Genomic DNA, 23,470 nt, shown 5'->3' on the forward strand with positions numbered 1-23,470 from the left:
AGTCCCTGGCCCTAACGGGGTCCAGGGACTTCGCTGTTTGCGCCAAGAGAGTGCTACCAGTCCAGCAACCGCGGTGCGATGAGCAGGACTGTCGGGCAGATCAGCAACATGATGGTGCTCAGGAGCACTAGTGCGCGCTGCGGGCGGCCCAGCGGATCCTGCGGGGAGAGCAAGCGTTGCAGCCGGCGGGAGGAGACTTCACCATCTGGCATGCCAACTAGGCCGGCACTGGACGAATGATTCTTTGACGACGAATCATCCATTGCTGCGGCGGTGGCGACAGTGACAATGGCTTTGAGCAAAGTGTGCCTATTGACCTTTTCCAGTGCTTTGTCGTCGGCGAGCATTTCTATCAGTTGGCGCACTGCGTCGAGGGCAAGGCGTGAAGTCGGTAGCCAAGGCAACGCTTCGTGCCACGCCGTGAATGCCAGGATCAGCAGATCATGCCGTTGATCCAAATGGGAGCGTTCATGGGCAATAACCGCCTGTTGCTCTTCGGCAGAGAGCTGGGTGAGCAATCCGCGCGATAGCACGGTCACCGATTGCGAAATCCCCGGCACGCAATATGCAACAGGCATGTCGTGATCAATCACTAGGGTATTTGGCCGCGTCTGGGACGGGTTGCTCAAGAGGCGCAGCAGATGCCGGTGCTTGGCTCGTTGGCGAGAGATGCGCCAAGCCGCTCGTATGAGGGTTAATACCAGGTGAAATCCGAAGAGCAGTGCTGCGCTCAAGGCGAACAGGTGCACTTCGCCGGGGTCGGGCACACTGGGATCTCCCATTATCAGGAGCCAGCCGCCATGAAGCGCGGAGATGAGGTCATCGCCCAATGGGGCCAAGCCACAAACAAGCATCGAGCCGATCATGGAAAGTCCACCGCCTAATGCGATGGCTTGCCAAAGGAGTACCGCTTGCACTGGTGAGCGGGCGGTCCATTTAGCCTTGGATAAAGCCAACGGCGTCGGCCACGCCAATGCGATAGCCAACGCCGCTAGGAAATATGAGGTGAGAAGCACTCAGTCCCCGAAGTTCTTCTAAATTATGCGGACTTTACTGAGTCCAAGATAGCACGCAGGGATGCTGCCTCGTCGGGGGAGATGCCTCCGATGAATCGTGCCAGGACTGCTTCACGGTCCTGGGCGGTGCCCAGGGCGTCGTTGAGCAGTCCAACGGTGTGATCCTCACGGGAGGATGAAGCTGCGTACCGGTGAGGGCGGGTAGTGCGCTCGCGCTCTACCAAACCCTTCTTTTCGAGACGGGCTAGCACAGTCAGCACCGTAGTGACTGCGAGTTCTTTCGCGTCGGTGCCAAGCGCCGCCAAATCATCACGAAGGTCATTCGCGGTGAGTGGTTCTGCAGAATCCCACAGAAGATCCATGACGGAGCGTTCCAGATCGCCAAGGCTGGCCACTAGGTCGTACCTCACTTGCATTAGTTTTGACGCGGTTGCTTGACTCATGGAGTGCAAGCACACTGCTTGGGTTCTTAATTGTAGCCATCTTTCCACAATATTTCTACGGCATGTAAAAGAGAGGGGTGAGTACATGCTTTACCCGTTTCGCAATGAGGTGCGAGAATGTCGCGGGTGAAACTTGTTGACTTGGGTTTTTTAAGAACCGTAGACACAACCCTGTCAATAGGCTTAGTATTTGCGCCCACGTGCGCACTGGCGAAGTTTCCAGTTTCTGAAATTGCTCATCGTCTCGATTTCTACACGCTGTCGAAATCGTCTATGGTGGCCTTGGAGAACTTTTCTACGGAACGTAGAAAAGTGATTGAACTTCGATCCCACGATAGTTGAGGAATCCATGGATGCTCTAGAGATTGCCCGCTGGCAATTCGGCATTACGACGGTCTACCACTTCCTGATGGTGCCCCTGACCATTGGACTAGGCCTGACCGTGGCCACGCTGCAAACCATGTGGCATCGCACCGGCAACGAGCACTGGCTGCGAATGACAAAATTCTGGGGCAAGCTTTTCCTGATCAACTTCATCATGGGCATCGCCACGGGCATTGTCCAAGAGTTCCAGTTCGGCATGGCTTGGAGCGAATACAGCCGCTATGTAGGGGACGTATTCGGAGCGCCGTTGGCCATGGAAGCACTGCTGGCCTTTTTCGTAGAATCTACATTCCTGGGGCTCTGGATCTTCGGCTGGAAGAAGCTTCACAAACGCGTGCACCTGGCAACCATCTGGTGCGCATCCCTGGCAACGATCTTTTCCGCCTACTTCATCCTTGTTGCGAACTCATGGATGCAGCACCCGGTTGGAACGAAAATAGTTGACGGCCGAGCCGTGATGACCGACGCATGGGCGGTGTTCACCAACAACACGGCGCTAGTGACGTTCCCGCACACTATTTTCGGTGCCTTCGCCGTTGCCGGCGGCTTCCTGCTGGGCATCTCATGGTTCCATCTCTACCGCCGACGCAAAGAAGGCATCGACTCGGTGGATGCCAACGGATATGTTGTCGTGGGCGAAGATCCCAGCCGCGGTAAAAGCCGTGACAAGGTGGACTACCAAGTCTGGATCAAGTCCCTGCGCATCGGCGCCGCGGTAGCAATGGTCGCGTTCCTCGGTGTGGCACTGAGCGGGCACGAACAAGCAAAGCTCATGTTCGAGCAGCAGCCGATGAAAATGGCTGCTGCGGAGGCAGCTTGCCACGATGGAACAGGCTTCTCGGTGCTGTCCTTGGGAGATATCACCGCCAAGGGTTCAACCAACTGCGACAACGTCGTAGCGGTCTTCGAAATCCCGGGCATTCTCTCGTATCTGGCCAATGGGGATTTCACCACCGAAATCAAGGGCGTGAACACGCTGATTCCGGAATACCAGGAAAAATACGGCAAGTACTATCCGAACGATGAATCCTTCGGCAAGTACGCAGGCCAGGAAATCAACTACTTGCCAGTGATGGAAGTGACCTACTGGGGCTTCCGCTTGATGATCACCCTCGGCGGGCTCTCGGCATTGGCTGCTGGCGTTGCGCTATGGATCACTCGCAAGGGCACCGTCCCAGAAAACAAATGGCTCTCGCGCCTTGCCCTGCTAGGCATTGCCGCACCCTTCGGCGCAAACGCCACTGGCTGGATTTTCACCGAAATGGGCCGGCAGCCATTCACTGTAGTCCCCAACCCGCAGATGGGTGGCGTGGACCAGGTGTTCATGTACACCGCAGCATCGGTCTCTCCGACAGTGAGCGCAGGAGAACTGCTCTTCTCGCTGATCGCGCTCACGACAATCTACGGTCTGCTGCTCGTCGTGGAACTGGTGCTGCTCAGCCGCTACATTCGTGGCGGCGTGGCATCGGCAATGCCGGAGCTTGAACCGTCAGATCATTCACCAGCGGACGGCCCCTCGGACCCGGACAACGATGACAACGACGTACTGGCCTTCGCCTACTAGCGGCACGGACTAAGGAGAACATCAATGGATTGGCTTCCAACACTTTGGTTCATTGTGATCGCGCTGCTCTGGTGCGGCTATCTCTTCCTCGAAGGCTTTGACCTCGGGGTGGGCATGCTCATCGGTCTCGGCCGTTCCACCGAGAAGCGCAAACGGCTCTTGCTCAATACCATCGGCCCGGTCTGGGATGGCAATGAGGTATGGCTGCTGACCGCCGGCGGTGCGACCTTCGCAGCGTTTCCGCACTGGTACGCCTCGCTGTTCTCGGCCCTCTACATTCCGCTGACCTTTGTCCTGCTGGCGTTGATTTTCCGTGCCGTTGCCATTGAGTACCGAGGCAAGGCGATCACCGCAGCAACCCGGAAAGCTTGGGACCTGGCCTTGGGAATCGGATCGCTGGTGGCCGCCTTCGGTGTCGGTGCCATGCTGGCATTGACCACCTTGGGTCTGCCTTTGAACGAGAACGGCGACCGAATCGGAGGGGCCTTCGCGTGGCTGAACTGGCATGCCGTCCTCGGCGGCGCAGCAGTGGTGGCGTTCTGCTGGATCCATGCGTTGGCATTCCTGCGGTTGAAAACCGACGGAAAAGTCCGCCATGAAGCAGGAAAGCTCGTAGGCCGCTGGCTGCCGCTAGCAATCCTGCCCTTAGTTGCGTGGGTCCTGCTGGTGCTGCTGGACAACGATTCCACCATCGCCTGGGCGGTGTTGGGCCTGGCAGCGGTCTGCCTGGCCATTTCGATAGCCAGCGGCCGCGCTGGGCGCGAGGGACTCTCCTTCATCGCCCTGGGCGCCACCTTGCTCGCCGGGGTCGCAGCGATCTTCACCGCCGCTTACCCGGTAGTGCTGCCATCGACCATCGACCCGGCCTTCGACCTGACCGTGGCTAACGCGTCCAGCACTGCCTACACCCTGAAGCTCATGAGCGTCGTGGCCGCCTTCGGCGTGCCAATGGTCCTGGCGTACCAGGCCTGGAGCTACTGGGTCTTCCGCAAGCGCTTGCGCGAAGAGCACATTCCAGAAACTCATCGAGTCGTCTCCATCATCAAGTAACCGCATTTCCGAGGGAAAGAAGTAGTAATGCCAGCCCCGCGATTCCTGCCGCGTGAACTGATCACGCCACGACAATTCCTGGTTTTGGCGCTGTTCTCCGCGCTCAAAGTCGTCGGGCTGGTATTCGTCGCCTACGCGCTGGGCCAATGGATCGCCACCATGGCCGATGGAGGGGCCAATAAATCGCACCTGCTGATCCTGGCGCTGGCCGGCGCCGCGCTTCGAGCGCTCAGCGCATGGGGATTGAACGCCGGCGCCCGCCGCATGGGCCTGGGCGCGAAGGAACGGCTACGGCTGAACCTGGTGCGCAGGCAAGCCGCGCAACCGGCCATCGTCCCCGCGGCGGAACAGCATTCCATACCGGTCACCGCCACCTTGGCCAGCCATGGCCTTGAGAAGCTCGATGACTACTTCACCAAATTCATTCCTGCGCTCATCGGCGCCCTGGCCGTCCCGCTGCTGCTTGGCCTCTACATTCTGCAGCTGGACTGGATCAGCGCAGTGGTGCTGCTCCTGACGATCCCGCTGGTGCCGGTGTTCATGGCATTGATCGGCATGCACACCCAGGACACCCTCAACGAATCCCAAGCCACCTTGGATCGGCTTGCCCACCAGCTCTACGAACTCGCCCAGGGCTTGCCCGCACTGCTGGGCTTGGGCCGGGCACGGGCCCACGGCAGCGCCATCGCCGCCGTCAGCAGCAAATACCGGGCGGCCACCATGGCCAACCTGAAAACCGTATTCATGTCCAGCTTCTGGCTGGAACTGATCGCAACCCTTTCGGTGGCGGTACTCGCGGTGATGATCGGCGTGAGACTGGTCAGCGGGAATATGGATCTCGCCGCCGGGCTGATAATCCTCATCCTGGCACCCGAGCTGTTCTCGGCACTGCGCGAAGTGGGCTCTGCCTACCATGCGGCCGATGACGGGCTGGCTGCCTACCAGAAGTACACAGCCATCACCGCTGCCACCCCGGTCCATCAGCTTCGTGCCAGCACTGCCAGGAATGCAGATAGCGTCCTGGACGTCGCGGACCTGCGGATCAGCTACGATGGCATGCATCCAATCCACCAAGCCGTGAATATTCAGTTGCGCGCGGGGGAGCGCCTTGTATTGTCCACTGCCAGCGGTTCGGGCAAGAGCACGCTGCTCAAGCTGATCGCCGAGGCGCACAGCAGCGACAACACCTTCGATCCGGCCTTGGCCACCGGGCGGGTCTTCATAGCCGGCCAGCTTGCAGTGATTAGCCAGCATCCGCAATTCAACGCAGCAACCGGCAACGGGCAACTGGACCAGGACGCCCCCGCGGCATCGGCTGAACTGCGCCGAGAGCTCAGCTCCCGGCTATCGATGGAGTCCATGCTCGAGCGCCCGATCGGTGAATATTCACCCGGCGAGCTGCGCCGCCTGGAAGTGCTGCGCGCGTTGCTGCGGGTTCACAGCGACGACCACTGCACCGTGCTGCTGGCCGATGAGCCTACCGCGCACCTCGATGAGCGCAACGCCCAGCAAGTACGCGAACTGCTGAGTGAACTTCCAGCCCGCTGCGCGATGCTGGTCGCCAGCCACGACCCCGCCTTCGGGCAGGACGAACGTGCGGGCAGCATAGCGCATGGTGCTGGCCCTGCCCACCGTGAAGAATCCGCAGGCAACCGGTCGCGAGCCACCGCGGCAACGCAGCCTGGCGCCACTGGCCAACGGCCGGTGAAGTCCAAGTTCACCCCGATGCGCGACTTGCTTGCCGGGTACAAAGCTGCCCCCAAGGGCGTGCTCTGGGGGACAGTCAGCGTGCTATGCGCCGTGGCGCTCGCGGCCCTGAGCGGTTGGCTGATCGTTGAAGCCAGCTACCAGCCTCCCATCTTGCACCTGACCGTAGCCTTCGCGATGGTCCGAGGCCTGGGAATCGGACGAGCTGCCTTCCGCTACCTGGAACAGCTCGCGATTCACGACGCGGTGCTGGCCTATGCCTCGGATTTGCGCGAGAAGATGTGGAACGCGATGGTGGCCAACCCCGCACAGTGGGGCTTGCTGACCCGTTCCTCGGTCATCCTGCGATTCTTGCTGGCCGAGGTCGATGAACTGCGCGACCTATTGGCCCGGGTGCTGTTCCCGCCGCTGCAGGCAATCGTAGTGTGGGTTGCAGCAGCAACGGCCTTGTACTTCATCCAGCCCGAATTCGGATATCTGGCCCTCGGTGCGCTGCTGGTGCTGGTCTTCCCGGTGCGTTGGCTTGTGCAGCGCATTGAAGGCGAACACCTCGTGCATCAGCTCAGCCACCGGATGCAGATGAACCAGAGCGTGCTGGGCATCTTGCGGCACAAGTCCGCACTGCGCAGCAATCAGGCCATGGAACGGACCATTGGCCGGTTCCAGGACGCCGAAGCACGCAATACGCAGCGCGCTCGCCGGCATGCCCTGGGCCAAGGCAGCGCCACGGCCCTGGCCACGTTGACCAGCGTATTGCTTGCCATTGCCATCACCGCGCTATCGCACAGCAGCGCATCGTTTACGGCACTGGCCGTACTCCTGGGCCTGGCCTTGGGGGAGAGCGCTGGCAATGCCCTGCTGGCGGTGCAGCAGGGGCGGGCGCTGAAGGTACTGTCATCGAAGCTGGAAGAACGCGGCATGCAAAGCCACGGCGCACGAGCAGCGCAGCACAACCCGCCGGTGAAGCAAAGCAGGATCGCCGGCTTCGATGCGCAAGCGCTGAGCCTCGGGTACGAGCAGGGAACGCCAGTTCTGCAGAATCTGAACGCCCGCATCCCGGCAGGGCAATGGACGGCCATTACCGGTCCATCGGGTTCTGGCAAATCGACGTTGCTCACCGCGTTGCTGGGCGCGTTGCCAGCGCAATCGGGCAAGTTGAAGGGCATCGATGCCCGCGGGAACCTGCTGGATCTAGAGCAGGCAGACCTGTCATCGGTTGCCTGGTGCCCGCAAGAGGCGCACCTCTTCGACTCCTCGATTCGCCGGAACCTGATGCTGGGCGTCACTGAAGGCAAGCTGCGCAGCGATGCGCAGCTGGAAGAAGTGCTGGAGCAAGTCGGGCTGTCGGACTGGTTGGCAACACAGCCAGAAGGCCTCGAGGCACGCATCGGTTCCGGCGGGCACCAGCTCTCCGGCGGTCAGCGGTGCAAGCTCGCCGTGGCCCGTGCCATGGTGGGCGGCCACCAGATCATCTTGCTTGATGAACCGACTGCCCATCTGGGGGTGGATGAAGCCCAGGAGCTGCTTTCCACCTTGCATCTCGCCCTTGCCGGACGAACCGTCGTCTTGATCACCCATGACCAGATGCTTGCCGGGCAGTGCACCCACCGCATTGAACTGGGAAGCCAGAAGCCCAGGGTCAGCGCATAGGACTGCGGCGTCGCTTCCACCCACGGATAGGAGGTGGAAACGACGCCGCGTTCAGTTCTGGCGCTGCTGGATTAGAGGATTACTCCACCGTCGTCGAAAGGCAGCGCGTCTTCGCCCGGCGTGATGGCCGGGGCCGCTTTTGCCTTGGTTGGCTCGGGAATCAACGCTTCTTGCCGCGCGGTTGCCTGGAGGTCCTGGGCAGCAGGTGCTGCAGGAGCATCGTGCCCGCCGGCAATGGTTCCGCCAATGATGTTCACTGACTGGGCCAAAGGCGCGCCCGAACCATCGCGCTTGCCATATTCGGTAGGCAAAGCACGCACTACGCCTGCCGTGGAGCTGGCACGCGCAGGACCCTGGCCGGCATAGCCTAGCTGCAGGTAGTCCTCACCCTTGACGAAACGGTGAGCGCGCACGCCCGCGGTGGCGCGGCCCTTCGCCGGGAACTCGGAGAAGTCGGTGAGCTTCACCGACTGGCCCGAGGTGCCAGGAAGGGTCTGCGAACCGGCAGCGATCGTGGCCACCACCGCGTCGCCAGCACCGGCAGGAACCACACCGAAGAAGATCACCTGGTCATCGGCTGCGAGCTTGATGCCGGCCATGCCTTGTCCGGTGCGGCCCTGGGCACGCACCGCCGAAGCGCTGAAACGCAGCAGCTGAGCCTGCCTGGTCAGGAACACCAGCTCATCGGCATCCTCGGCCGGCGCCGCGGCAATCACGACGTCGGTGTCCTTGAGCGTGATCGCCTCGAACTCGTCACGGTTCAGCGGGTAGTCCGGGGTGACCCGCTTGACCACACCGTTCTTGGTGCCCACGGCAATCACCTGGTTCAGCGGAACCAGTGCCACCGCGCTTTCGCCCTTGCCCAGCTTGAGGAATTCGGAGATCGGCACGCCATGGGCCAGCTGCGGGAAGCCATGGGATTCGGGAAGCACCGGAACATCGATCAGCGAGATGCGAATAATCCGTCCGGTACTCGTCAGCGCTCCGATCTCACCACGGGCGCTGGAGGCAACCTGCGAGGTGAGCACGTCGTGCTTGATGCGCGCCGAGGAGTAGTCCACGACGTCCCGATCAGGAGTCCGGGCGAGCTGCCCCGTGGCCGAGAGCAATACCCAGCACGGGCTGTCGGAGACTTCCATGGCCAACTTGGCCTTCTTGCCTGTCCCGACTTCTTCAGGCAACGCGGTGCCCTTCAGTGGTGCCAGCTGAGCAGACTTCAGCAGCTTGGTCCGGCGCGGGGTGCCGAAAGTGTCGGCCATTTCCCCGAGCTCATCGGAAACCAGGGTGCGCAGCAGCTCATCGGACTCCAAAATGGCGCGCAGTTCCTCAATTTCATTGCGCAGCTGCTCGGCTTCGGTCTCCAGTTCCAGCGTGGAGTACTTGGTCAACTGGCGCAACCGCAGTTCCAGGATGTGGCTGGCCTGCGGCTCGCTCAGGTCGAAGACCGTCATCAGGCGTTCGCGTGCTTCTGCGGTCTGCTCGGAGGAACGGATAATGGCAATGACATCGTCAATATCAACGATGGCAATCAGCAGGCCCTCCACCAGATGCAATCGGTCTTCACGCTTGGCCAGGCGATGCGCGGTGCGACGGCGTACAACATCCAGCCGGTGGTCCACATACACGGTGAGCAGCTCGCCCAGCCCCATGGTGCGTGGCTGGCCGTCGACCAGGGCAACGTTATTGATGCCGAAGGAGTCTTCCATCGGGGTGTACTTGTACAGGCTGGCCAGGACAGCGTTCGGGTTGAAACCGTTCTTCAGCTCGATAACCAGCTTCAGGCCGTGATGCCGGTCGGTCAGGTCGACAACATCGGAGATGCCGGAGATCTTCTTGCTGTTGACGCCATCCTTGATCTTCTCGATGACCTTTTCAGGGCCCACGCCATAAGGCAGTTCGGTGACTACCAGGCCCGACTTGCGTGCGGAGATCTTCTCCAGGGCCACGGTAGCTCGGGTGCGGAACAAGCCACGACCGGTGCGGTAGGCATCCTTGATGCCGTCCAAACCGGTAATGCTGCCGCCCGAGGGCAAATCCGGGCCCGGAATGAACTTCATGAGTTCTTCGACGGTGGCGTCGGGTTCCTTGAGCAGGTGTTGCGCAGCAGCGACAACTTCGCCCAGATTGTGGGGAGCCATGTTGGTGGCCATGCCCACGGCAATGCCGGTGGTGCCATTGACCAGCAGATTGGGGAATGCTGCCGGCAGCACTTCGGGCTGCATGAACTGGTTGTCGTAGTTCGGGACGAAGTTCACGACGTCTTCATCCAGGTTAGCGGTCATGGCAACAGCGGAGGCTGCCAGACGGGCCTCGGTGTAACGCGGGGCTGCCGGGCCGTCATCGAGCGATCCGAAGTTTCCGTGGCCATCGATCAACGGCAGCCGAAGGGAGAAGTCCTGGGCCAGGCGGACCATGGCGTCGTAGATCGCGGTGTCGCCATGGGGGTGCAGCTTGCCCATCACTTCGCCGACCACGCGGGCGGATTTGACATGGCCCTTCTCCGGGCGCAAGCCCATTTGCGCCATCTGGAAGAGGATGCGGCGCTGAACTGGCTTCAGCCCATCACGGGCATCGGGAAGCGCGCGGGAGTAGATCACCGAGTAGGCATACTCCAAGAAGGATGATTCCATTTCATTGGTGACGTCTATATCGACGATATTTTCAACGAAATCCGCTGGAATCTCTTCAGACTTCTTACGAGCCATTACTCTGTTCGTCCTTCATCTACTGTCTTAGGGCCGGAACTGCCGAATCTTCGTGTTGCATCTGGGCGCAACGCCGAACTGCCGACTATCCTAAGCCTATGGTGGATCGTAAACTTTCGGCGGCATATCCGGCGCATTGGGAAGCAGATGTTGTGCTTCGCGATGGGACAACTGCACACCTGCGGCCGATTACTCCGCAGGATGCCCAAGCGCTCCAGGAGATGCACAAGCAGCAGTCTGAGACGTCAGTCTACTTACGCTATTTTACGTATAAGTCGTCACTGACCCCTAAAGAGCTCGAACGGTTCACCAATGTCGACCATGTGAATCGCGTCGCCTTCACCGTGGTTCGTGGCGCAAGGATCATCGGCGTCGGCCGCTACGACCGCTTGGATGACCCGAGGGAGGCGGAAGTCGCCTTCAACGTCTCGGACGAATACCAGGGCACCGGTATCGGCTCGATCCTCTTGGAGCATCTGGCCGCGGCGGCCCGTGAAAACGACATCGAGAAGTTCTCGGCCGAGGTACTTCCAGAGAACCGGAAGATGCTCACCGTCTTCTCCGATGCCGGGTACGCGGTCGCACGGCATTTTGAAGACGGCGTAGTCATGCTCGAATTTTCCATCAGTCCCACCGAGAAGTCCCGCGAAGTGACCGAGGCGCGAGAACATCGCGCCGAGGCGAGCAGTGTTGCTGCTCTTCTGGCGCCTAGGTCCGTTGCCGTCATCGGAGCCAGCCGCACCTGGGGCAAGCTGGGGCACGACGTGCTGGAACAAATTGTGGAATCCGGGTACACCGGTGCCGTGTATGCGGTGAACGATGCGGCCTTGGAAGTGGGCGGCATGGTGGCCTATGGGAAGGTCACCGAAATCCCGGGACCGGTGGATGTCGCCTTCCTGTGCATTCCGCGCGAAGGGGTCATGGAAGCCATCAGGGACTGCGCCACCCACGGGGTCAAATCCCTGGTCATCATGACCACCGGCTACGAAACTCCGGAAGGGTTGAGTGCCCAGCGTGAACTTGTGTCGCTGGCTCGTGCCAACGGCATGCGGGTGGTCGGGCCGGGTTCTGCCGGGCTGATGAATACTGACCCGCAGGTGAAGCTGTATGCCACCGGAAGCCACCACGTTCCGCCATCCGGAAACGTCGGATTCTTCACCCAGTCGGCCGCCATGGGCACAATCATCCAGGGTGTGGCCTTGCAGCAAGGTGTTGGCCCCAGCAGCGCCATTTCCGCAGGCCTGCGCGCTGACGTATCCGGCAACGACGCGATGCAGTTCTTTGAAGACGACCCGCGTACCCATGTCGTCGCGTTGTACCTGGAATCCTTTGGCAACCCACGCAAGTTCGCACGCATCGCCCGGCGTCTGGCCCGCAGCAAGCCTGTGATCGTGGCTAAATCCGATGTGATGGGCCGCCGGCTTCCACCGGGCCACTCGGTGCGCGTAGGCCAAGCGCCACCAGGTGCAATGAACGCAATTCTTCGCCAGTCTGGCGTGATTCGCGTGCGTTCATCAGAAGAGCTGCTGGATGTCACGGCCCTGCTTTCGGTCTTCCCTGCGCCGAAGGGCCCGAACGTTGCGATCCTGTCCAACTCCTCGACCATCGCAGAGGTGGTGTGCGACGTCGCCGAGGACAGGAACCTGAACACCGTCGTGCAGAGCGAAGAGCTGGACTACAGCATGGGCCAGTCCAAGGCCATTCCGGTGCTGCGCGCCCGGATCAAGGAACTGGTGGAAGACCCGCAGGTCCACACCATCTTGCTGGCGCACCTGCCCTACTCGGAGCTGGATACCAGCGCAGTTCTGAAGGTCGCCAAGGAGTTCATTGGCCAGCCAAAACCAGTGGTGGCATTGGTTCCGGGCCTGGCGGATACGAAAATTACTGGCGGCCTGAAGCAGGGGATTCCGGTATACACCTCGCCAACCACCGTCATCGGCGCCCTGGCCAAGGCCTATGGATACCAGCAGTGGGTTGACGTTCCCTACGAGCCGATGAAGGATCCAGCTGGAATCGACGTGGACGGTGCCGCGGAGTACCTTGATGAATTGGTGCAGACCATCTCGGGGACCAACCTGCTGGAATTGGACGACGCGCAGGTGCAGAAGCTGCTTGACTTCTACGGGATCAAGTTCCTGTCCCATCGGGTGGTGCACACCGCAGAAGAAGCTGTTGCGGCGGCCGAAGAATTCGGCTGGCCGGTGGCACTGAAAGCCAACGACCCTGATCTGCGCCAACGCCTGGACTTGGGCGGCGTGCGCTTGAGCATCCCGGACAAGCAGAGCCTGGAAGCGAACTTCACGCATATGAAGTCGCTGATGGCGGTTTACGGCGTGGACTCCCTGGAAGTGCAGAGCATGGCTCCTGCTGGCCAGGCTTGCGTGGTCAAGGCCGTGGAAGACCCGTTGCTTGGTCCAGTCATTTCCTTCGGGCTCAGCGGCGATCCGGTAAACCTGCTCGATGATTGGGCCCACGGCGTGGCGCCGTTCTCCACCCATGACCTGGAACAGCTCATCCGCCGTCCGCGCAGCAGCGTGCGGCTCTTCGGCTACCAGGGATTGCCGGCGGTGGATCTTGATGCCCTGAAGGACTTCATCACCCGCGTTTCGCTGTTCAAGGACAACCATCCTGAAGTGACCGTTGCCAAATTCGCGCCGATCACCGTTGCCACCGATTCGTTGAGCGTGCTGGCGGTGAACATCCAGATCAGCAACGCTGAGCAACGCACCGATAGCGTCCGCCGGGCATTGCGTAACTGAGTGCAATCGCCGAAACGTGAATTGCCTGTGGCGACTGAGTAGAATTGGGGCATGAGTTCTCCAACGTATTCGACCACTCCTGGCGCTGAGCTTCAGCATGATCTGGTCCGTGCGGGTTTTTATCCGCAGATGGTCCAGGATGTACTGGCTGAAGCCATGATGGGCCAACCAGTGCTTGACCACTATGTACATCTGGAAACTCACTTCGACCATACCGAAGTGCACCGCCATATCACCGTTATGGTGATGAGTGAAAAGGTGCTTTTCATCGTGCACGTCGATGACCAGCAGCTTGACGACCACGGCAAGGACGTCATGGCGCAGGTCTCCGTCGAAATGATTTCCCTGGCCCGCATCGCCTCGGTTGCCACCAGTTACGTCTACCACCAGCCGCAGCATTACTCGGCCGCTGATCCAGTCAAGGAATTGACCTTTGGACTGTCCTGGAACGGAACCAAGCGGATTGATCTGGCCCCTGCCGCCTGCGCCGATCCGCAGTGCGATGCCGACCATGGGCTGAATGGCACCTCGCAGCCTGAGGACTTGGTCATCCGCGTCAGCGCCGAGGCCGACGGCCAGCAGGCCGTGAACAAGGCCCGGGAATTCGCTGTCCGCCTGCGCCTGGCCACGATCGCCTGAGCATGATCGAGGAACAGAAACGCAGCAACCTGCCTGTCCCGGCACAGAAAATCCCGGACGCGCCGAAATACGGCCAAGCTACGCTGTCGGAGATCCTTCCGTCGGCAGCCGCTGCAATGGGCGTTCCGGGCTACGAGAACGCTTTGGGCTTTGCCCCGACAAAACGTGTGGCACTGATTATGGTTGACGGACTGGGCTGGAACCAGCTCAAAAGCCATCTCGGGCATGCACCCTTTCTGCGCGGCTTGTTCGAAAAGGGGCAGAAGCTGGGAACGGGATTCCCCTCGACCACCGCGACTTCCCTGAGCAGCCTGGCCACGGGCCTGGCTCCCGGTGAACATGGAATGGTTGGCTATGACGTCATCGATCCGGCCAAGCGCCGTGTAGTTAACCAGCTCGGAGGATGGCCAGGGGACTTGGACCCCGAAGCGTGGCAGACTCGCCCGACCGTTTTCCAGAAAGTCGCCGAGCACGGCATCCACGTGGCCACCGTGTCTATTCCGATGTTCGCCAAGTCGGCCCTGACTCGCGCGTCGTTGCGCGGCCCCAAATTCGTGCCGGCGAACCAGCCTGCGGCCCGTGCGCGTGCTACCCGAACCATCTTCGAGTCGAACCGCAATTCGCTGGTCTACACGTACTTCAATGAATTGGACAAGGCCGGACACAAATTCGGCGTGGACTCCAGCCAATGGCGGGACACGCTCGAAGAACTGGATTACGTCATTAAAAACCTGGTGTCCAAGCTGCCAGAAGAAACCACGGTGCTGATTACCGGTGACCATGGAATGGTGGACATCCCCGCATCCCAACGCATCGACTACAGCCAGCAGCCGGAGCTTATCGAAGGCGTGGAGCTGACCAGCGGCGAACCTCGTGGAGTCCAACTGACCTTCGACACGCAGACCGACGCGGCTAGCCGGTTACGCGTACGCGAGGCCTGGCAGCAGGCCTACGGCACTAAAGCCTGGGTGATGACGCGCGAGGAAGCCATTGAACTGGGCTACTTCGGCGCCATTACCGAAGAGCATGCAGCGCGGCTGGGTGATCTGATGATCCTGGCAGCGGAAGCTATCGCTTTCTATGACGGCCGGCGCGTTACGCCGATGGCGTTTGACATGGTAGGGCAGCACGGATCGCTCACCGCGGGGGAGCGTTTCATCCCGCTGCTGGTGCACCGCACCACCTAGTGCTCAACGGAACAAGCGCATACGGGTGCGGGAGCAGCATTGAATCAATGCTGCTCCCGCACCCGTATGCGCTCTAGCTCGGCGGCGCGTCAGGAATCGGTGTCCTTCTTGCGTTTGCCGAACATGATGTCATCCCAGCTGGGAACCGAAGACCGCTTGGCCTTGCGCGGAGCGGACTCCTCGGCAGTCTGCTCGGACGGCTTGTCCTCAGTGCTGTTCGCACCGCCGGCATCCTGATCGGTGACGACCACCAGCTGCGAAGTGCGTGCCGAAATTCCTTGCGGAAGGTGCGGCAGCGAGTCCTCATCGTCGGCGTCGTACTTGCTCATGCTGCGTTCGATGATCTCGTTGTAGCGTGACTCGCGCTCCGGATCCTGGTCCTTCGTGCGCTGCCCACGACGAGCGTTCAGCAACGTGACCAGTTCTTCGGTCTCATCCGGTTCCGGGGTGCTGGCTGCAGGAGCCGGCTCAGGCTCTGGCTGGTTCAGCGCAGAGACCGGGCGAAAGTATTCAGGGGCCACCTGTTCGCTCAAGGTTTGTGCCCAGCGGTTCAGGTTTTTCAACGACTTGCGTGCCGGGGTGAATGCCCACCGCGCACTGTTCGAGGAAGCTTCAGTGGAATCCGAGCCCAGGGACTCGACATTCTCGGTCGGCAGCGGGGAATCGAACTGCACGGTGACGATCCATTGGCCTTCTGGATCTTTCCAGGCGTTCCATCGAGCCGAGTCGGCGTCGATGTGCAGCTGGTGCAGGCGGTGGACCACCATGGAACCAAGATCCGCAGGCTCTTCGCCGAATACTTCGCGGTATTCGGCATCGGTTTGTGGTCCTGAAACCTCGACACGACGTGCTAGCTCGGCGATGTGCTCGCGCTCAGCCAGTACCGGACCTTCGTACTTGACGATGTCCTCGACTGGGATATCCCACTCGAGAGACAGATCGTAGGCGGAAGCACCAGCGCGCACTCGCGCTTGAATTTCGCGCGGCGAATGGACCGAGGACTCCTCACGGTTCCTTGGAGCCCGCGAACGGGCAATTTCGGCCATTGCACTGCGCAGTGCATCGTCAACAGGTAGCTCGAAGCTCATCCCGTCGTCGCTGCTGACCTGCAGGCTGGAACCATTTTCATGAATTCCTACCAGTCTCAGCTGACGCATTCCTACCCTCCACACGCTCTATTTCCTGTGTAAAACTCTGCCACCTCGAGGCCTGAATTCCTACCACCGCGCAGGGTGTGGCGCAAGATTAGTCATCAACCTCACGCAGTAATTCCTTGAACCTTCCGCCCATGGCATAGCGTGGCAAGAACGGGAATGGATGACCCGGAATAACGCTATACTTCTATGCCGGTATAAGTTTTCACCTTGTGAAACAGCCGGCTAGGACGAAGACCTGCAGGAAAGAGCGAAAAACGATTATGGCAAATGAATCTGCTGCACCCGTGGCAATGTCAGAAGCGGAACGAGCCAAGGAAATCGCTCAGCTCAAGGCAGGCAAGACCGCAGCCATGGCCAACCTGGTCGATGAGGCCGAAACACCCTTGGCTGAGGAATATGTTTTGCCCGGCGGCGAAGCATCGCAGGAAGAAGCGAGCATCGAGATCCTGCCGGAGCAGGCAGACGAGTTCACCTGCGCATCTTGCTTCATGGTGCGTCACCGCACGCAGCTGGCCCGTGAAGACAACGGGCAGAAATTCTGCAGCGAGTGCGAAGGGTAGGAAGCTTACGCAACAGTTCTGACAGCGATGGCGTCCTGGACCGGAAGGTCCAGGACGCCATCGCTTTATTCCATGGAGCCGTGAATGCTATTCGCCTGAAGCGTCTTCTGCCTGTTCCTGCTTGGCTGCTTCGGCCTTGCCTTCCTCGGTGAATTCGTACATCACGCCCGAGAGTGCGGCAGCCAGCTCTTCGGGACGGCGGGTGGAAGTCAGCCAGTACGGCGTGGTGTCTCGCTCGTCGGTCACTTCCATGCGCACGGCACCGTCGATCCAGCCACGCAACAGCATGTAGGCCAAGCCGTGAAGCTTCTGTCCACGCTGCTTGAAAGCCTCATCGCCACGGTAGCCGACGACGTTGCCGATGTACTTGCGTTCAATGCTGGCCCGGCCAACGGTGACCAGATCATCGGTGACTTCGATGGCTGGCACGCGCAGCAGGAACACCGCGACCAGTGAAATCAGAACTACGCCACCGGCAACCCATCCAAGGGTGCTGTTAATCGGTGCTACTGCGATACCTGCGGTGATGGAAATGATGATCGGCCAAATCCAGGTGCTGGCTGATGGCCAGAGCTTTTCGCTGTACAGGACGTTCGAACCCTCGGGGCTGGAATTACTCATGGTTCCAAGTTTAGGCAATATTTCCTGGTTCCATGACCTCGGGGCTGGCGGCAGGGGATTGCCCTGCGCGCGCGATAGAGTTAGCCACGAGAAACTATCGAGTGACTATTTCACATAACTCCGGGGGAAGACCTACACCGATGAGTGAGCCATCAATTTCCATTGCCATCAAGATGCTTGACACCGAACTGCCGGTTCCCGGCTACGCGCATCCGTCAGATGCCGGTGCTGACTTGCATGCTCGCGAGTCGCTGGTGCTGGAGCCTGGCGCCCGCGCGCTCATTCCAACAGGCATTGCGCTGGCCCTCCCGCATGGCTATGTCGGTCTCGTGCATCCGCGCAGCGGCTTGGCTGCTAAGCACGGCATTACCGTTGTGAATGCACCGGGCACTGTTGACGCGGGGTACCGTGGTGAGATCATGGTCACCTTGCTGAATACCGACACGTCTGAGTCTTTCGAAGTCAGCCGAGGCGACCGAATCGCCCAGCTGGTAATCCAGAAAGTCGAGCAGGCAGCGTTCATCCAAGTCGATTCGCTGGACGACAGTGCTCGCGGCGCTGGCGGGTTCGGTTCGACCGGCGGATTCAGTTCCAAGTAAGTACCCTTGAGTGCAAGACGAGATTTTCTAAGGACACCATGATTTTCAAGCGCAAGAAAGCCCAAGACCAGCCAGTCGACGCACCAGCTGCTGAGGCAGGCCAGGGTGAGGCCGAGCCGAAGGACGGCCCGTTCGACTACAGCGAGGTCGAGAATACGCAGGAATACCTTGACTTCGGCTCGATCCTGATCAAGCCAGTAGCAGGCTTGAAGGTCCGCATGGACGTTGAAGAGTCCAACAAGCGTGTCATCGCGGTGTCGCTGGAGATCGCCGAGTCGCGTATCCAGCTGATGGCTTTCTCTTCCTCGAAGTCCGAATCGCTGTGGCCTGGCATCAGCGACAAGATCAAGAGCGATATCAGTGCCCAGAACGGCGAAATTTTCACCCGCGACGGCGATTACGGCCAGGAGCTGCTCGCCAAGGTGCCGCAGCAGCTGCCTGATGGTCGCGCCGGGCATGTCGCCCTGCGCTTTGTCGGCATCGACGGCCACCGCTGGTTCCTGCGTGCGGTCATTGGCGGCGCTGCCATTGGAGACGAAGAAGCGGCTGGCATCGTTGACGGGATCCTGCGCACTGTCGTGGTCAACCGCGGCGACAAGCCACTGCCACCGGCCGAACTCCTGCCCCTGAGTGTTCCGGCCAATGCGCAGGCCCGCCCGGCAGGCACTGAGCAGAACCCTGAGCAGAACTCTGAGCTGAAGCGTCCAGAACGCGGACCAGAGATCACCCAGATCGGCTAATGCATGTCGCTGAAGGACAAACCCGTCACTGCGCTGCTTGGCCCCTCGGGCCAAAAGCTCAGCTACCAGCGACTGGACAGCTTGGAACAGCTGCCTGTCAAGGGCAGGGTGGAGCACACGGGCTACATCCAATCGGTTAGCTATTCCGCGCCACACGTCGCACCCACGCTGACCGCGGTGGTGGTCGACCGGCTCGGTGCGGTGTCTGCTCGTCGCGGGACTGTACCGCATGTGCGTTTGGCGTTCATGGGCCAGAAATCCGTTCCGGGAATCAAGCCGGGCGTGAAGGTGGAATACTCGGGAATGGTCGCTCCCGTGGATCAAGTTCCGACGATCTTTAATCCGCGCTACGTAATCGTGCCGGAGGCCCGCGGGTGATCCGCGCGTTCCCTCAAGGTCTTGGGAACGAGAGCATGCTGGCGTCTAACTGGAAGAAAACATGATGAACAACGACGAATCGCGTCCGGAAGATGGATCCACGCCGGAAGCAAAGCATCCAAGCTTCGCGGAAATGATTGGCTCGAACGCCAACATCGCGCAAAATGCCGACGGCGGGATAGATCTGCTCTCCACCGTCGGTGGCGTGCGCGGAATCCTGGAAACGGTGCTTCCCGGTTTCGTGTTCATCATGGTCTTCGCGCTGACCTCCAATCTGGGCTGGGGGCTGATCGCTTCGATCAGTCTTGGCGTGGTGTTCATGATCATCCGCCTAGCCAAGCGCTCGACGCTGATCCAGGCCGGCTCCGGGCTGATCGGCATCCTGATCTGCGCGTTCGCCGCACGCAATTCAGGCAATGCCAAGGACTACTACATTCCAGGGTTCTACGTATCGGCCGCCTACTTGGCGGGATTGCTGATTTCGGTGATGGCCCGCTGGCCGCTGATCGGCCTGCTCTTCGGGTTCATCCGCAACGAAGGCACCGAGTGGCGCAAGAAACCCGCGCGCTTGCGCCGCTACCAGGTGGCCACCTGGATCATCATTGCTGTTTTCGCGCTGCGCCTTGCAGTGCAGATCCCGATGTATATCGCAGATGACGTCGTGGCCTTGGGCTTGGCCCGCGCCTTGATGGGGGTGCCGCTGTATGCAGCGGGGCTCTGGTTTGCCTGGCTGGTCTCGAAGCCTGCAGCAGAAGCCAGCAACGGGACCAGCCCTCCAGCACAAGCCGTCTAGCGGGTGGCGTCGCGCAGCGTGCGGCGCAACAAGGCTTCGGCTTGCGGGGTGGTGATGAAGAAGATTTCATCGCCACCCTCAATCACATCATCGGCACTGGGCGGGAACGGCGTCTTATCGCGAACCACTGCCATCATGGTGGTGTCTTCGGGCCAGGAGATGCGCCCGATGCTGCGGCCAATCAACGCCGAATCGTGCGGGACGGTGAACTCGACCATGTAGACCTCGCCGGTCTTCAGCGTCAGCAGCCGCACCAGGTCGCCCACCTCCACGGCTTCTTCCACCAGCGCGGTCATCAGCCGCGGGGTGCTGACCGCTACATCTACGCCCCAGGCGTCATCGAACATCCACTCATTCTTCGGATTGTTCACGCGGCCTACGGTGCGCCGGATGCCGAATTCGCTCTTGGCCAGCAACGAGACCACAAGGTTCACCTTGTCATCGCCGGTTGCCGAAACGACCACGTCGTACTCTTCCAGCTGTGCCTGCTGCAAGACAGCTAATTCGCAGGCATCGCCAATCAGCCACTTCACCGCTTCCAGGTCGGCGCGCTCGGCCATTTCCGGCTGCAGGTCGATAAGCAGGACTTCGTGATGGTTGATCACAAGTTCGCGGGCAATGGAGGAACCGACCGAGCCGGCCCCGGCAATCATGACCTTCATGGGGGTGCCTCTCAGATTATTCGTTGGCCTGCGCAGCCGGCGGGCTGGCAAGGATCTTTTCGATGTCCTTGGACTCATCGAGCCGCATCATCACGTGCACCAGGTCGCCGCCCTGCAATCGGGTGCGGCTCTCGGGGATGGTGCCTTCGCCGAAGCGGGTCAGATAGGCCACTCGTACCCCGGCGGCCGCTTCCAGCTCCTTGACCAGCCGTCCATACCAGTCGCGGTGCAGGGCAACTTCGGAAAGCACCAGGCGCCCCGATGGCTCCCGGAAGTCCCCGCGCATCGAATAGTCGGGCAGGATCCGGCGCAGCACCTGATCGGTGCTCCAACGGACCGCGGCCACGGTGGGGATACCCAGGCGCTGGTAGATCTCGGCGCGCCCTGGATCGTAGATGCGGGCCACGACATGGGGGACGTTGTAGGTTTCGCGCGATACGCGAGTAGCGAGAATGTTGGAATTATCACCGCTGGATACGGCGGCGAAGGCATAGGCCTCATCGATTTTGGCAGCTTCCAGGGTGTCCTTGTCGAACCCCATGCCGGTCACCGTGGAACCTGAGAAGCCTTTGCTCAGCCGGCGGAAGGCATGCGGGTCCTGGTCAATGACTGCCACGGAATGCCCCGCTGAATCCAGCGTGTGGGCGAGCGAGACACCGACGCGTCCGCACCCCATGATCACGAAATGTGCCACCGAGAACTCCTTGGGTCTACTGCTTGCTGCATGTCCAGTGGCGCACACAAGCTGTGTGCTCCGAATGCAACAATAGCGCTGATCGCACCCAGTTTATCGGTGGTGCAGCACCCATGTGCCTTGCACCCTGCGATAACGTTGTGTCGTGCCTGCATTATTTGACGGTCTGAAGCGGATCTTGGTGGGCCGGCCTTTCAGAACTGAACAGCTGAAAAAGAAGCCGTTGCCACCTAACGTCGCGTTGCCGATTTTCTCGTCCAGCGCCCTGTCGTCCTTGGCGTACGCGCCAGACGAAATCTTGCTGACGCTGGCCATTGCGGGCATCGCGGCCACCGCGCTTTCGCCGATGGTCGGACTTGCTGTCCTTGCCGTGCTGGTGGTGCTGGTGCTGTCCTACCGGCAATCGGTCATGGAGTACCCCTCTGGCGGTGGCGACTACGAGATCGTGAAGAAGAACCTGGGTGCGCGCCCGGGAACAGCGGTCGCCGCTGCGCTGCTGGTCGACTTCGTGCTCACCGTTGCTGTGTCCAGCTCATCAGCTGCCCTATATCTCGCCGCCATTTTCCCTGCAGTGGCCGAGTACAAGGCTTGGGTGGCTGCTGGCCTTGTCGCATTCCTCGTGGTCGGTAATCTGCGCGGCAGGGGACAAGGGCGCTGGACCCTGGCCATTCCGGTCTACCTCTTCGTGATCGGCATGCTGCTGCTGGTCGCTATCGGCGGGGTGATGGCGCTGACCGGTACTCTCGGGCTTGCCCCGAGCGCGGATTTCACGATTGTGCCGGAAGAAGAGTTTGCCAATGGGCTGCACGGTGTCGTCGGTGCATTGCTGATCCTGCGTGCTTTCAGTACGGGTTCGGCGGCGCTGACCGGTATCGAGGTCCCGATCTCGAACGTGCAGACCCTGGCCAAGCCGCGGGCCAAGAACGCGGCGCGGATCCTGCTGGTGCTGGGCCTGCTCTCCGGGGTGCTGACACTTGGCACGCTGATGCTTGCCCGTGCCACCGGCATCAAGGTCGTCGCCGACCCGCAGGCCTCATTCTTGCTCGACGGTGCCCCGATCCCTGAAGGGTTTGTGCAGGTCCCGGTCCTTGGCCAGCTGGCGCAAGCCGTGTTCGGCGATTTCACCTTCGGCCTGGTCATTGTTTCGGTGCTGACCATTGCCGTGCTGCTGCTGGCCGGAAACCAGGCCTTCAACTCCTTCCCCCTGCTGGCCAGCCATCTGGCTACCGACGGCTTCCTGCCACGCCAGCTGCGTACCCGCGGTGATCGGCTGGGCTTCTCCAACGGCATATTGTCCCTGGGCGTTGCCGCGATTGCACTGGTGCTGCTGTTCCAAGGCGATGTCACCTTGCTGGTCCAGCTGTACGTGGTGGGCGTGTTCGTTTCCTTTACGCTCAGCCAGCTGGCCATGCTCAAGCACTGGAAACGCGTGCTGGTTCCCATTGCCGACCGCAGGATCCGTGCGGCCAAGCAGCGCAAGCGCCTGCTGAACCTGGTGGGCCTGGTCCTATCGGCACTGGTGCTGGTGGTCGTCTTGGCCACCCGCTTGGTCCACGGCGCGTGGTTGGCCGTGCTGGGCATTGCGGCCTTGATGCTGATCATGGATTCACTGCAGCGCCACTACCAGAAGGTTGACGACGAGCTGGCGGTGGATGAGGACGTTGCCGCCACGGCCTTGCCCTCCCGGGTGCATGCACTGGTGCTGGTCTCCACCGTGCGCAAGCCGGTGCTGCGGGCCTTGGCCTTCGCCCGAGCTTCGCGTCCCTCGAAGCTCGAAGCAATCATCGTGGATGTGGAACGAAGCAAAACCGAAAAGACCCTCCGGGACTGGGAACGCCTGCAGATTCCGGTGCCGATCACCGCCCTGGCTTCTCCGTACCGCGATATCCCCGGGGCGCTGATTGAGCATATTCGTTCCATCAAGCGTGAATCCCCGCGGGAACTGATCGTCGTGTACATCCCTGAATACGTAGTGGGCCACTGGTGGGAACAGCTGGTGCACAACCAAACCGCTTTACGAGTGAAAAACCGGCTGCACTATGAACCGGGCGTCTTGATCGCCTCGGTTCCATGGCGCCTGCTCAGTGCTTCGCATGCCCTGGGCGGCGGGCCGACCGAAGAATCTTCGGCACACCGCTGAATTCAATGCTTCTGATGAAAGA

The 23,470-nt window shown here is 60.8% G+C and carries 20 protein-coding genes; 13 read left to right on the top strand and 7 right to left on the bottom strand.

Going from position 1 to position 23,470, the window contains the following annotated elements:
• Positions 1-53 precede the first annotated feature (53 nt).
• Complete coding sequence (locus M2368_RS02160; protein WP_332727150.1) at positions 54-782, bottom strand: M56 family metallopeptidase; 729 nt, start codon at positions 780-782, stop codon at positions 54-56.
• On the opposite strand from M2368_RS02160, the gene M2368_RS02165 reads away from it, so the two are divergent.
• Positions 705-884 (top strand): hypothetical protein, encoded by a 180-nt coding sequence (locus tag M2368_RS02165; protein WP_498724192.1) that lies wholly within the window; start codon positions 705-707, stop codon positions 882-884. The genes M2368_RS02160 and M2368_RS02165 overlap by 78 nt on opposite strands.
• A 155-nt stretch (positions 885-1,039) precedes the next feature.
• Here the strand turns inward: M2368_RS02165 and M2368_RS02170 are convergent, their stop codons facing one another.
• Positions 1,040-1,411, bottom strand: a complete 372-nt coding sequence (locus tag M2368_RS02170; RefSeq protein WP_066144398.1) for a BlaI/MecI/CopY family transcriptional regulator — start codon at positions 1,409-1,411, stop codon at positions 1,040-1,042.
• Positions 1,412-1,808: 397 nt separating this feature from the next.
• Between M2368_RS02170 and M2368_RS02175 the strand changes: the two genes are divergently transcribed.
• From M2368_RS02175 to cydC, 3 genes are read left to right on the top strand one after another with little or no spacing between them, the layout of a single operon-like run.
• On the top strand, positions 1,809-3,407 hold the full coding sequence (locus tag M2368_RS02175; RefSeq protein WP_498723965.1) for a cytochrome ubiquinol oxidase subunit I: 1,599 nt from the start codon (positions 1,809-1,811) through the stop codon (positions 3,405-3,407).
• Positions 3,408-3,431: 24 nt separating this feature from the next.
• Positions 3,432-4,457 (top strand): cytochrome d ubiquinol oxidase subunit II, encoded by a 1,026-nt coding sequence (cydB, locus tag M2368_RS02180; RefSeq protein ID WP_105656764.1) that lies wholly within the window; start codon positions 3,432-3,434, stop codon positions 4,455-4,457.
• A gap of 27 nt (positions 4,458-4,484) precedes the next feature.
• Positions 4,485-7,814 (top strand): thiol reductant ABC exporter subunit CydC, encoded by a 3,330-nt coding sequence (gene cydC / locus M2368_RS02185; RefSeq protein WP_498723966.1) that lies wholly within the window; start codon positions 4,485-4,487, stop codon positions 7,812-7,814.
• A 71-nt stretch (positions 7,815-7,885) separates the two neighbouring features.
• Here cydC and M2368_RS02190 read toward each other — a convergent pair whose 3' ends face one another.
• Entirely contained in the window at positions 7,886-10,519 is a 2,634-nt protein-coding gene (locus M2368_RS02190; protein ID WP_454090678.1) for a DNA gyrase/topoisomerase IV subunit A, read from the bottom strand.
• 98 nt (positions 10,520-10,617) lie between these two features.
• Here M2368_RS02190 and M2368_RS02195 point away from each other — a divergent pair, with 98 nt between their 5' ends.
• Genes M2368_RS02195 through M2368_RS02205 form a run of 3 tightly spaced genes read left to right on the top strand, consistent with a single transcriptional unit; the run spans position 10,618 to position 15,104 of the window.
• Positions 10,618-13,278: a bifunctional acetate--CoA ligase family protein/GNAT family N-acetyltransferase gene (locus M2368_RS02195; protein ID WP_498723967.1), complete on the top strand. Its 2,661-nt coding sequence runs from the start codon at positions 10,618-10,620 to the stop codon at positions 13,276-13,278.
• Between the two features lie 51 nt (positions 13,279-13,329).
• Entirely contained in the window at positions 13,330-13,917 is a 588-nt protein-coding gene (locus tag M2368_RS02200; protein ID WP_105656760.1) for a DUF5998 family protein, read from the top strand.
• A gap of 2 nt (positions 13,918-13,919) precedes the next feature.
• Positions 13,920-15,104 carry an alkaline phosphatase family protein gene (locus M2368_RS02205; RefSeq protein ID WP_133834268.1) on the top strand — a complete coding sequence of 395 codons (1,185 nt, stop codon included), beginning with the start codon at positions 13,920-13,922 and terminating at the stop codon, positions 15,102-15,104.
• Positions 15,105-15,193: 89 nt separating this feature from the next.
• On the opposite strand, the gene sepH is transcribed toward M2368_RS02205, so the two are convergent.
• Positions 15,194-16,261 carry a septation protein SepH gene (sepH, locus tag M2368_RS02210; RefSeq protein WP_498723968.1) on the bottom strand — a complete coding sequence of 356 codons (1,068 nt, stop codon included), beginning with the start codon at positions 16,259-16,261 and terminating at the stop codon, positions 15,194-15,196.
• A 260-nt stretch (positions 16,262-16,521) separates the two neighbouring features.
• Between sepH and M2368_RS02215 the strand changes: the two genes are divergently transcribed.
• Positions 16,522-16,821: a DUF4193 family protein gene (locus M2368_RS02215; RefSeq protein ID WP_105656757.1), complete on the top strand. Its 300-nt coding sequence runs from the start codon at positions 16,522-16,524 to the stop codon at positions 16,819-16,821.
• 87 nt (positions 16,822-16,908) lie between these two features.
• On the opposite strand, the gene M2368_RS02220 is transcribed toward M2368_RS02215, so the two are convergent.
• Entirely contained in the window at positions 16,909-17,442 is a 534-nt protein-coding gene (locus M2368_RS02220; protein ID WP_332486014.1) for a DUF3093 domain-containing protein, read from the bottom strand.
• A 140-nt stretch (positions 17,443-17,582) separates the two neighbouring features.
• Between M2368_RS02220 and dut the strand changes: the two genes are divergently transcribed.
• The 4 genes from dut (at position 17,583) to M2368_RS02240 (ending at position 19,952) form a co-directional block, all read left to right on the top strand.
• On the top strand, positions 17,583-18,041 hold the full coding sequence (gene dut / locus M2368_RS02225; RefSeq protein ID WP_498723969.1) for a dUTP diphosphatase: 459 nt from the start codon (positions 17,583-17,585) through the stop codon (positions 18,039-18,041).
• Between the two features lie 38 nt (positions 18,042-18,079).
• Entirely contained in the window at positions 18,080-18,781 is a 702-nt protein-coding gene (locus M2368_RS02230) for a DUF3710 domain-containing protein (protein ID WP_105656754.1), read from the top strand.
• A gap of 3 nt (positions 18,782-18,784) precedes the next feature.
• Positions 18,785-19,159, top strand: a complete 375-nt coding sequence (locus M2368_RS02235; protein ID WP_105656753.1) for a hypothetical protein — start codon at positions 18,785-18,787, stop codon at positions 19,157-19,159.
• 61 nt (positions 19,160-19,220) lie between these two features.
• Entirely contained in the window at positions 19,221-19,952 is a 732-nt protein-coding gene (locus M2368_RS02240; protein WP_286134105.1) for a DUF3159 domain-containing protein, read from the top strand.
• Here M2368_RS02240 and M2368_RS02245 read toward each other — a convergent pair.
• A complete protein-coding gene (locus M2368_RS02245; RefSeq protein ID WP_105656752.1) occupies positions 19,949-20,614 on the bottom strand; it encodes a potassium channel family protein in 666 nt (221 codons plus the stop codon). The genes M2368_RS02240 and M2368_RS02245 overlap by 4 nt on opposite strands.
• Positions 20,615-20,630: 16 nt before the next feature.
• Positions 20,631-21,308: a potassium channel family protein gene (locus M2368_RS02250; RefSeq protein WP_133834263.1), complete on the bottom strand. Its 678-nt coding sequence runs from the start codon at positions 21,306-21,308 to the stop codon at positions 20,631-20,633.
• Between the two features lie 145 nt (positions 21,309-21,453).
• On the opposite strand from M2368_RS02250, the gene M2368_RS02255 reads away from it, so the two are divergent.
• A complete protein-coding gene (locus M2368_RS02255) occupies positions 21,454-23,448 on the top strand; it encodes an APC family permease (RefSeq protein ID WP_181148801.1) in 1,995 nt (664 codons plus the stop codon).
• The last annotated feature ends 22 nt before the right edge of the window (positions 23,449-23,470 follow it).

This window comes from Arthrobacter sp. JUb119 (genome assembly GCF_024807995.1).
Taxonomy (GTDB): Bacteria; Actinomycetota; Actinomycetes; order Actinomycetales; family Micrococcaceae; genus Glutamicibacter.